Raw genomic sequence first — 11623 nt, 5'->3', positions numbered from 1 at the left:
ATTATCGATTTAAATCTCATTGTATCCCTACTCTTGGCATTTAATTGACGTTGGGTAAGTAAATGTGCAGCTTGCTTCAGCAGCGCTATTGCCTGATGCATCAGATATGCTTAATTTAAATGTATTACTTCCCTTATTGAGCTCTGAGGCCTTTGGTGAATAGATAAGCTGCATGTGTTCTGGCTTTAGGTGCAAAACTTCCTCTGTTATGACGCCAATTTGATGGTGGTCTAGCCATAGCTGAGCAAAGTTAGGTGACTGATTTAATTGAATAGAGTCTTGTAAATTACTTGCATTAATAACCGTTCCATTCGGCATAGTGATATTAAGCATTTGAAGGTCTATACCACTAACATTTCCAATTCCCGGATAGCTGGATAGATCGTCACTACCGCTTACAAAGGGGTCTTCTATAACGAATGAGAGCTGTATTGGTTTAGGATAAATTGTTGCGTAACCAGTTAAGTCTTTGTAGTACGTTTCTCTAACGATCCCCCATCGAGTATCATACGTATCACCCACGAAAATACCGTGTCTGTATTCTGGAATTACAGCTTTAACAAAAACGGGCTGGTTTGCATAGAAATCACCGACGTTTGTTACTTTTACCTTCCCGGCACGGTGAGCATAATAATGAACTTGGTCTTCACCTCGGCATTGCCAAATATCCTTATCCTCTTCACAGACTAATTTACTATCTATAACTTCCATTTCTGTACCTTCATCAGCATAATTAAGCACTGAAAAGTGAATATCATCAGCCTTTTGATGAGTCGGCATAACTTTTGTGAAGTCTTTAATTCTAGTGATATCGTCCCTTGCATATGCACTCTTAGGCCCTTCCCAGCGATACCCTTCTCCGGTTAGTTTCCACTCCATTACATCATTCCACATCGCCTTTTTCCTTGTGAGTGGTTCTGATTGTGAGTTACGCATAAATCCATGTGGCTTGAAGCTTATTTCTTCCTCCAGAGGTTGTCCCACAATAGCTGTTATTCTCCGGTCAGATTTTTGGGTAAGTAAAATAGGCCCCATATCAATATCTAATTTGTACTTTAGTGCCTTAGAGCCTATTTGAAGATTGATAACGTAAGTTTCTGCTAAGCCTTGAGTATCTTTATTACCAAACTCATCTATTGTAGGAATGGCCTCACTCATCTTTATATCGGCTAACCAAATACCACGGTTATTCGTTCGAAATCCATTTATTGGTACGCCATGTATGTCACCAGGTAAAATTTCAATTCCCGAGTCTGGAGTTGGAGAAATAACCTTTACCTCAGCACCACTGACAGGATTACCATAAGCATCTTTTGCTATTAATCCTAATGCGTTGAAACTTTGTGTATACATAGTTCCTTGGAGATCAGTTAAACTACTAGAAATTACGCGACTAACGGCACCAGCTTTTGCTTCAGCTGTAAAAATAACAGGGGCGGATTGACCTGGAATAGCCATCATCGCGATTTGAGGGATTTTTACCAATGAATTTGATATGTCACTATTGTCTCCATTAACATATAACTTATCTCCAAGCTTATGATAAACCTCTATTTTTCCGTTTTCATCGGTATCAACCTGTAGAGTTCGTTTAGTAGTAGAAGACGCACTTTTTCCTAACTTACCTTCTCCTGAAACGATTAGCCAATCCACTCTCAAGTCTTTAATACCATTGCCTTGAGCATCTAAAAAAGTTACTGCCCAAGGATCCGGAAGCACCTCTCCAACAGGGCATTGACTTCCACAATTCTGTTCTGTTTTCTCTATATTTATTTTTGCCACCGGTGCAGAAATAACTTTTACAGTCAAAAGGATAGGTTCAATATCAGGTATTCCAGGAACACTTACTCTTAGTTGAAAATCCTCAACTAGATTTGGAGCTGCAACTTTAACTGCGACCATGCCATAGCTATCAGATTTTAATGACTCTAGTTGCGTATCGGTGAGCCCTGCGTTAGCGGCAGCAGGACGTGGAGCACTCTCATTCTTTTTTAATGAGTTACGTTTAACAACTTGAAGCTTTTTAGCCTCTTCAGACGCGATACTTTTTTGCGTCAAAACCACATCAGCATTTGCTACAGGTTGTCCCCTTTTATCTGTAATTAGCAATAATATTGGTTCAGCAAGCTCAGTCCCCTTTACTGCAGTCTGACCCTCACCTAGAAGCACAGACGTTTTAGCCGAACCAGTTGGTGCATCAATATCGATGGAAAGCTGATATGCACTCACCATTTCAGATGAAATAACGAGTGTATAAATCCCTGTGGCCTCAATTTCAAAGTTTTGTACCGCTATATAGGTGCCTCCTACACTAGCTTTTCGATGCAGAAGCATTCCTCCATTTGGGTTTAACATTTGGAGACCGAGCTTTGCTCTACTCTGCAGTGGGAGTAATTGAATATTAACTTTTGAACCTGCTAATGCTACAAACGTATAAACGTCTTGTTCGCCTAAGGCGTCAATTCCTCCTCTTACTTTCATTCCAGAGAGCAACTGTGTTAAAGACTCACTGTTTTCCAATACTTGATTGGGCATGATACTTAATGTGGCTTCATTACTTTTTAGTCCATTTACTGTCACTGACAGCATATACTCCCCGGCTTCTATATCGTTTGGAATTTGAACAAGTAATGAGTTATGGGATGCGTTTTGGACTGCTAATCTTTTGTTACCGGCCAAAACGATATTTTCACCGACTTCGGCCGTAAAACCTTCTCCGGATATTAATACATAACCACGTGGTATCGTTACTCCTGGAGAAATATAGTTGATAATCGGCGCTGAAATTTCCTGCTTTGATAGCTGAAAAGTTCCACTATCTACCAACATTCGAACTTCTAGAGCTACTCCATGTGGCAAATCAAATCTATCACCAACAATTACTCCTCCCTCATATCGAGCTTCTCGATATGCTTTGGTATTAGAGTCATAGTATCTGATACTCTCAACCGTTTCAGAGCTGCCGATTGCTTCTAGCATTTGATAAGAATCAAAATCACTTGGAGGGCAAGTGATAGAAACCAAATTTAACCCTTTTTTCAAGGTAAATTGGTGACAATAAGTGCCACCAGGAAATACCAGTTCGCCATCACTTTCACTGGCTATTAGGTAACCTTCCCCTGATTGAATGTCAAATTCTACACCTTGTGGCTGGCCATCAAGCATAAAAGCAAACTCAAAACCGCCAGTTTCAGTATTAAAGCGCTCTATTCTGTTTACTTCAATAAACTGAGACACTTGGCTTAACAAATCATAAGATGTTAGGCCAAAAGGCACTAATTGAGGATAGCCGAAGTAATTCAACCCTTTTTTTAAAGGAAATTTAAATTCACTTGTGGCCTTTTGGTTTATATAAAAATTGATATCTGAGATTTCTATACCCGCAGTAACATCAAATAACAGAGGCTCTTCAGCCCCTTCTTCATATGAAGATTCCTTGGGGTCATAATACTCTCGTTCAAAAAACGTAGAGTCAGGGTTAGTCACCAGTATATTAAGCCGCTCAGCTTCCAAGCCAACATGTGAGGAATCCAGAGGCTCTATTTTTAAAAAATACTTCCCAATCGGTACAAATAAGTCGTATTGCCCATTGGTTAAACTGTAAGTACCAACAATTGACTCTTTGGTATCACTATCTACCGCAATAACATGCGCGCCAGTGATCGTTCTACCTGAGACACCATCAAGCACTTGACCAGAAATGCGTCCATAACGAGTTTTTGTGTCAGCGTTGCCCATATAACTTGCAAGCGTGCTGATATCATCCGCTTTTAGCAATGAGCCTCGCTCAATATCCGTATCTTGAGTAGGGTACATAGTACTATATGGCAAAGAACTGTGAGCAAGCCCAATACAATGGCCTATCTCATGAAGTGCAACGTTGTAAACCAGTTGATCCGAAAAAACCTTTGCACCGTCAAAAAAGATATCAGCGTCGAAGATAGTTCCAGCAGGATAAAACCCAATTGGAATATCATTTATCCCATCACCATTTAAATCGGCATTATCATCGGTGATCTCAAGCTCTTTGCTGATGCTTGTGGAAGAACAAACAGCCAATACAGGTTCCGGGAATTCATGTTCAGTGTTAGCGAATGAAATTACGTTGTACCCATCAATATTTGGTCCCAGCGCACTACCTCGCCCTTTGCCAGTTTCAGGTGTGGTTCCGCCATAAGAGAATGTTACATTACTATCAGGTAAAGTTTGCCAAGTGGCAAAAGCTTCTCGTAACTTTTGTTCTAAAACATTAAACTCTAAAGGAGGATAGCCTGACTCGTTTAAACTCCATACGTAGGGCTGATTATTAGCATCCCACTTGACTGGAACAGGTTGATTTGAACTATCGAATTGCCAATTCGGACTTCCACCAAATGCCGGGAATATCACCAAAAATAGTAATAAGCAAATCCAGTTTGCGATTTTCATGATTTCAGATTCTTATTGTTTAGTTAATACAGTTTTGTCGTACAGCTAATTCACGCACATCTTGTTGATTCGCGTTATTAAACAAAGTGATAGCTTCTTTCAGAGGTAAATCAATATCACATAGAGGTTCTAGCCTGTAGTCTTGAAATTTATCATTTTGCTTTACACGTAGTAACTTGACAGGGAAATCAATTAAATCCCGTTGATTATCCCACCATCCGATTACAAAAAAGAATTCGCTCAGAGGGCGTTCAATTTTTCTTGTTAAAAGGAGATTTGCTAAATTGAAAATGCTATAACCTTGTTTTGCATCCACTGCAATTGGGTAAATACTAATGCCTGGTATCGACAGCATATATTTTCCGTAGTTCAGTTCCCATTTAGGAGAATAGATAACAGGCATCTGACGACTTGATAACAATGTCGTATTTTCTGGTAAAGAAATTACCACTCCTTTGGTAGCCAACGTCTTGATCGTCATTTCAAAATCATTATGGCTAGAGTCAAGGCGAATATGCGACGTTGCATTATCAATAAAATCTATATTCAGTGGCTGTGAAAAAATAACTTCACTGCTGTGAGGTGTCACATTGAACTGTATATAATTTGGTTTTGATAATGCTGTAAAGCAACATAAATACATCAAAACAGCTATTATTTTACTTTTCATTTATTAACTTCCCCATATCCTTTTTGGGATCTATACTCTTATTACTTGTCTGTTTATCTGTTTTTTTACTCTCAGCTTTGACGGCAATCGCTGAATGGTTCTTAATACTTTCAATACCAATGGCACCTAACGCAATAGCTGAAGCATCTACACGTGTTAACACAAACTTATTAGTGAAATTCACTGTATTTACTGCCTTATGCTTTAAGTGTATAACTTTGGCTGTTGGCTCTTTTCTTGGTTTTGTCAGATTCGCTATTCGAGCTAAAGGAGCGAGCGCTTCTTGACGATGTGGGATCTTTTGCGTTCGTTGATATGGCGCGACTCTCTTTTCACCCATTATGGCTTTCAAGGTTTCTATAGAGTCTGCTTCATTACCGTGCGCGCTACGTGTGTTAATAATCAACAAAGCAAGTAATAATGCCTTAGTTGTAATATTATTCATTTTCGTCCCTCTACACCGTACTTTTGCTTAAGCAGCTCTTTGATCCGCTTTTTTCCTAGAGCCAGAGTTAACGGTTCTTGCTCAAGCACAGCTTGGCTAGCTGCTGATGATTTGCTCTCTTGGCTACGTCCTAGGCTACTCACAGCAGGAGCCATATAACTTGTAACTTTCAATTGCTTAAATTTAGGCAGCGTAGCAGACTCTGAACCTATACCTTGAATAAATACCACCGAGTCAGCTCCACTGACTAAACGTTGCTCACCTAGTTCACTTTTTCTGGTGAAGTACAGAGCCTCTTCGCCCTCACGGAGTAAAATTTGATGTGAAATATGTTGTGTTACCTCCACATTTAACACTGGGTGCAAGGCTGTACCTCCTAGCTGAGTGATTACAATCTCATTTCGTGCCGGTATATTTTTTGCGGACGCACTCAAATCGTCTCGAACTAACACCTGATTGAGGGTAATAATTTGCCCATCTCTCCACTCGCTCCGCTTTGACATTACTTTTCCTTGTACAACTGTATCTGCAAGCTGTACCTGCTCTGATAATGACAAAGCTAAGCTAAACTCACTAAAAATAAGCAGCAAGCTTAGAAATATAACTTTAGAAAATGCCATTTCTTTAATCCTTCTTAGGTTCTGCGGTTATCTCTCCCGCTTTTACTTCAAGCCTAATTTCCGGTTTTGTAGTATCGAAGAGTAATACGTGATTTCGATCGATCCCCGGGTCATATGCAAATGCGCCGACTTTTTTAGCATAACTACCAAACATTTCTCCTGGTAAAGAAGTACCTGAATGCCAAGAGTATCGATTTTCGTTTTGAGAAAATTTCTCGTTATGGACTGTGTATTTTGGGCCAGTGCGAGTCACTACTCGTCTCGCAGGAGTGTTAGGTGTACTATCTAATAAGCTCCCCTCAGTAAGGCTATCTGTTGGGTTGCCTTCTTGATCTCTGTGGTTATTGAGGTCAGCAGCCTTAACCAATAACTGCACGCGACCATTTAGACCATCCCCAAATAAAGAACTCAATACCCCGGGACTCACCTTAACTTCCCAGCAGTTACCCGTTTGTCTAGTGGATGCTTTTACAACGGTGCAACCTGAAAACTGTCCATCGTTTAATACACTAAATTCCAAATCTTCGGTATTTAGCATGACGTCCTTGCCATTTTGAGAAAAGCCCAGAGCAAATGAGCTACCTTCGGTATTCGGATGGCGTATTGCTTCGTTAAATTTTAATCGAAGAGTAATATCCTCTTGGTGATTTAAAAAGCGCAAATGTGGAATTGTCTGTGCCTTATATCGTTCTGATATAAAATAAAATTTTTCTTTCGCATCACGATGAAACCAAGGATTTTCGTCAAATAACGTAATGTCTCCATCCCGATTTATTTTTCCTTGCCACTTCATCCCATACTTTGCTTCTCCTCCTTGAACAACCTCAACTTGCTGCAAATAAGGAGGCAGGTTGGCAACGTCGTAAAAAAACTGACTATAGCCTGTTAAAAATTTCATAGAATATGGGATAAGTACTTCAGCGTAACGCTCTAACAAACTATCACCGCTGAAGCAACGCTTTTGCTCTACAGAAGACTTAGTGCAAGTCTTAACTAAGGGGTTATCTTTAGAAAAAGGCTTTGTGATATCTTTCCTGATGAAGTTTGGTCTTAACAGAAGCTCACCAGGTTTTATTAACTTTCCATTGGAGTTACTTTCGTAATCCACCCCTTTCATCGTCTGTTCAATATAGTAGAGTCCTTTAGGCCCACCGAATGCCGAGGCCTCCCACCAATCTGATGCTAGACTATTGAAATATCCATTAAACTTAAACCGGTGCGCATTAAACTTGCCACTCTCCTCATCTAATTTTGCGGCCGCATGCATAATTTCATACTGAGGCAGAAGTCGGCGAGATTTAAAGTTAAGTGCCAAACCACAAAGGTTTAATTTTGGGCCTTCATCTGATTCAAAATCAGCTAAGTCTCCAAAATAAAACATCTTGCTTAGTTCACCGTCTCCACACAGCTTGCCAGCTTTTTTAAAGGTTCTTTTAGTCTCGGCTCTATCGAAGAAGTAGTATTTTCCTTCTACCCGTAAGCTATATGGCCTTTTATAGCTTCTATCGTGCTCGTTAAATACCGAAAAGCCAGTTGGAAGATGTGCTTGAAACAACGGAACATTATATATGCCCTTAGCCATGATGTTAGGATCGAGCAAATTATCTAAAGTATGTACATGAGATGGATCGCTTTTGCGCCCCCATATTTGGCCTGAATGAGTAATGAGTTTGCTTTTATTTGAATCAATGAACCATGTATCAACTACTTCTCCGCTTATAAATTCAAATATTTTACTGGGAATAAAGTGTGCTTCGTAATCATCAGGTTCGCCAAGAGCATCCCGAGCCAGCGTTAAATGAGCGTCGCCATGTACATGAGCAATCGAACTCATATCTTCAGCATGATGCAGTGCGTGTCCAAACATCCACATTGCTTTTGCACCACTTAATAACCGGCCATGCTGCTCCAAACTCCACTCTTCTGTGGGTGCCATCTCATAGAGGTCATCCAGGGTATTCAGATATCCCATCGTTAAAATTGCACTGTTAAAAAAGCGTCCAGCCGTAATCTCACTAGGTTCTAATGCACCATATATATTAACCATGCCATTTAGAACCAGTGGCCAGTCATTCATAGAAAGAGGAGCTCCTGTGTAAGCATGTTGAAAGTGTGACATTACTCGGCTCAGCGGCGTGTCCTCCATCACCACACCATCAAGTACATTTAAACTTTTCTTTCTAAAGGCCGGGTACTCAGGGCTAGCCTTGTCTTCATCCATCTCTTTATCTTCCGATGACGGGAATTGAGGGTCATATCCCCAAAGGTATGGATAAGGCTCGTTTAACGTAGCATTCTGCTGAGCAACACCTAGACGCTCTATAACATAGTCTGGATGCAGTTGATATAGTTGATAATATGCAGGGTGCTCCCCATCTAATTTTTTTAGTGATAAACCTATTACTTCAGTAATTCTAGGATGGGTGGTATTGGTATCGTGAGCAAAACAAGGCCAATTGATAGCACTTATTAAAGCAACTACACCCAACTTTTTTTTATAGTCCATTATACTCGTATACTCTCGGTTTTTTAATTTGCTCTTGGCAGGTTACTGAACGCCAACAATCGGTTTCTGGATAGCGATAATATAACTCTTTAAATATCGGGTTATATTTCTCTCTCACCGCTTTTTTGTATTTCTTTTGGAAGCACTGGTAAATAGTCGGTTTTTATGGAATAAATATGCTGTGATACCAAAGTTCCTAAACTGTATCTAGCCTCTTCAAAAAACGAACTCTGACGGTAATATTCTGAGCTATCCGGTGCGAGCTGCTCCATCGCCAAGCTCGCGCGCTCAGCCTCTTTTTCTATTCGAGCCAAAACCGCCTCCAGCGGAGCCACTTCAACTGTAAAGGGAATTGGGTCATCAGCTTTGCTTGGGGCAAAACCTGCACTCGAATAATTAATATGGTACATAGGATGGTACACTTCGAAGTGGATTAATGCATAAGCGTTAGGATATTTGAGATCTAAGTGCTCCCTTGGAAATAAAATCGGTTGGTTTGCATCGCCAATTCTTTCATAAAGATAGCCCATTCTATGTCCACTTCCCCCATGACCTCCAACCTCAACATGCGCAGATTTAATTAAAAATGGCGCTTCAGGCTGTTTACCATCTTTGGTTGCTATTGTTACAACTATCGGGCCTCTGAAACCAAAGGACTTATCAAATGCACTACAGCCAGTGAGTGTTAGGACTATAATACACAGAAAACTGTGACCAAACGTTAAATACTTTTTCATAAAGTAAACCACAAAATAATATACTAGATAGCCGTAATCACTGGATTATCTGAACTACCAGAAATTCTATCACCAAGAATACTAGCCAGTTGAGAGACTTCTTCGATCACAAAGTTTCCATCCCCTATAATTAATGTAAATTTTTAAAGCAACAACACTTACCTTTTTTAAAGTCCATTATATTCGTGTTCTCTTGGTTTTTTTAATTGTTCTTGGCAATACATCAAAAGCCCACAGTCGGTTTCTGGATAGCGATAATATAACTCTTTAAATATCGGGTTATATTTTTCTCTCACCGCTTTTTGTATTTCTTTTGGAAGCACTGGTAAATAGTCGGTTTTTATGGAATCAATATGCCGTGATACCAAAGTTCCTAAACTGTGCCTAGCCTTTTCAAATAACGAACTCTGGCGGTAATATTCTGGGCTATCCGGTGCGAGCTGCTCCATCGCCAAGCTCGCGCGCTCAGCCTCTTTTTCTATTCGAGCCAAAACCGCCTCCAGCGGAACCACTTCAACTGTAAAGGGTATTGGGTCATCAGCTTTGCTTGGGGCAAAATATGCACTTGAATATTTAGTATTGTACATAGGATGGCGCACTTTGAAGTGGATTAACGCATAAGCATTAGGATATTTGAGATCTAAGTGCTCCCTTGGAAATAAAATAGGTTGGTTTGCATCGCCAATTCTTTCATAAAGATAGCCCCTTTTCAGTCCACTTCCCCCATGACCCCCAACCTCAACATGCGAAGATTTAATTAAAAATGGCGCTTCAGGCTGTTTACCATCTTTGGTTGCTATTGTTACAACTATCGGGCCTCTAAAACCAAAGGACTTATCAAATACACTACAGCCAGTGAGCGTTAGGACTAAAATACACAGAAAACTGTGACCAAACGTTAAATACTTTTTCATAAAGTAAACCATAAAATAATATACTAGATAGCCGTAATCACAGGATTATCTGAACTACCAGAAATTCTATCACCAAGAATACTAGCCAGTTGAGAGACTTCTTCGATCACAAAGGTTCCATTTTCCACATCAGACAAAACACCTAATTTTGAAAGCAGGTTCGTTTTGTTATTCTCCAATATATACTTTATGGCTTAATCTCTTTCATACNATACTAGATAGCCGTAATCACTGGATTATCTGAACTACCAGAAATTCTATCACCAAGAATACTAGCCAGTTGAGAGACTTCTTCGATCACAAAGGTTCCATTTTCCACATCAGACAAAACACCTAATTTTGAAAGCAGGTTCGTTTTGTTATTCTCCAATATATACTTTATGGCTTCATCTCTTTCATACTGCCCCATTTTAACATTAAAGTTTAATTCAATTAGTTTATCTTTATCTGATGATAAGGCGCGTTTTAATTTTATATAACGTTCGGCAATAGCGAGATACTCATCCCCTAATCCAACATTTGAATAATTTGATTTGATGTAATCAAAGTCAGCTATTTCAGCTAGCCCTAATAACGTTAATAACTTACTATCGAAGCCAAAGTCGTCCCCAATTGACTGATTTAGCGCTTTTGATAGTTGAGCAATTGCATCAGGATCATTTTGAGCGGATAGTTTGCCAAATGCCCAGCTCGCGGGACCTCTAAAAATAGGATGAACGCTTTCATCTGCCATTAAACTAATTCTTGATTTAACACTAGCTTTAGGATGAAGCGTAAAATACATGAGTGTTTCTCGAAGCCGTATACCACCAGCTTCGTCACTGTTAATATAATCAGAGTAAAATTGAGAGGATATTGCTGTAGGCCCTGCAAGGAGAATATTTATCATGATACTTTTTTGTACTAATGATAAACTACTTGTACCTTCTGATAAATCAATCATTTCTTGCTGAAGTGCCGAGTACAATTTTGCTTGATTAACATGATTTGCTAGAGCATTTTTACAGCTAAATATTGCCTCTTTAAGCAGCTCAGCGTCATTTGGCAGTGGGTTAAGGGAGTTAAAATCAACCTCAAATTTATTTAATTTAACAACAATTCCAGGTACTTTATTCAAGCCAAGATCTGAAAGATGTGGCAACTCTCGAATTTCATCTTCTACCTTTTTAATTTCAATCAAGCTAAGTGCATTAACAGAAAAGCTAAACAAGGCAAACAAAAAACCAAAAGACACTGTCTTTATAATTCTATCAAACACAGTAGTAAAATCCTTTAAACCCATATAGGGTACGGCATAATATAC

Annotated in this window: 8 protein-coding genes; all 8 read right to left on the bottom strand. The window is 39.5% G+C overall.

Annotation, left to right across the window (positions count from 1 at the left end; all coding sequences use genetic code 11):
* Positions 1-27: 27 nt before the first annotated feature.
* Entirely contained in the window at positions 28-4428 is a 4401-nt protein-coding gene (locus L1D50_RS17995; protein WP_128726251.1) for a matrixin family metalloprotease, read from the bottom strand.
* Between the two features lie 19 nt (positions 4429-4447).
* Positions 4448-5098: a hypothetical protein gene (locus tag L1D50_RS17990; RefSeq protein WP_239966532.1), complete on the bottom strand. Its 651-nt coding sequence runs from the start codon at positions 5096-5098 to the stop codon at positions 4448-4450.
* Positions 5088-5543, bottom strand: a complete 456-nt coding sequence (locus L1D50_RS17985; protein ID WP_128726253.1) for a hypothetical protein — start codon at positions 5541-5543, stop codon at positions 5088-5090. Before L1D50_RS17985 ends, L1D50_RS17990 begins: the two co-directional genes overlap by 11 nt.
* Positions 5540-6163 carry a hypothetical protein gene (locus L1D50_RS17980; protein ID WP_138521493.1) on the bottom strand — a complete coding sequence of 208 codons (624 nt, stop codon included), beginning with the start codon at positions 6161-6163 and terminating at the stop codon, positions 5540-5542. Before L1D50_RS17980 ends, L1D50_RS17985 begins: the two co-directional genes overlap by 4 nt.
* A 4-nt stretch (positions 6164-6167) precedes the next feature.
* Entirely contained in the window at positions 6168-8669 is a 2502-nt protein-coding gene (locus L1D50_RS17975) for a hypothetical protein (protein WP_239966531.1), read from the bottom strand.
* A 101-nt stretch (positions 8670-8770) separates the two neighbouring features.
* Positions 8771-9406 carry a hypothetical protein gene (locus tag L1D50_RS17970; protein WP_239966530.1) on the bottom strand — a complete coding sequence of 212 codons (636 nt, stop codon included), beginning with the start codon at positions 9404-9406 and terminating at the stop codon, positions 8771-8773.
* A 167-nt stretch (positions 9407-9573) separates the two neighbouring features.
* On the bottom strand, positions 9574-10320 hold the full coding sequence (locus L1D50_RS17965) for a hypothetical protein (protein WP_239966529.1): 747 nt from the start codon (positions 10318-10320) through the stop codon (positions 9574-9576).
* A gap of 214 nt (positions 10321-10534) precedes the next feature.
* A partial coding sequence (locus L1D50_RS17960) for a hypothetical protein (protein ID WP_239966528.1) occupies positions 10535-11623 on the bottom strand: 1089 nt, incomplete at its 5' end.

The organism is Pseudoalteromonas sp. Isolate6 (assembly GCF_022398435.1).
In the GTDB taxonomy this organism is placed as follows: domain Bacteria; phylum Pseudomonadota; class Gammaproteobacteria; order Enterobacterales; family Alteromonadaceae; genus Pseudoalteromonas; species Pseudoalteromonas galatheae.
The sequence above is the reverse complement of the archived record's forward strand: the minus strand, read 5'-3'. Positions and strand labels throughout refer to the sequence as shown.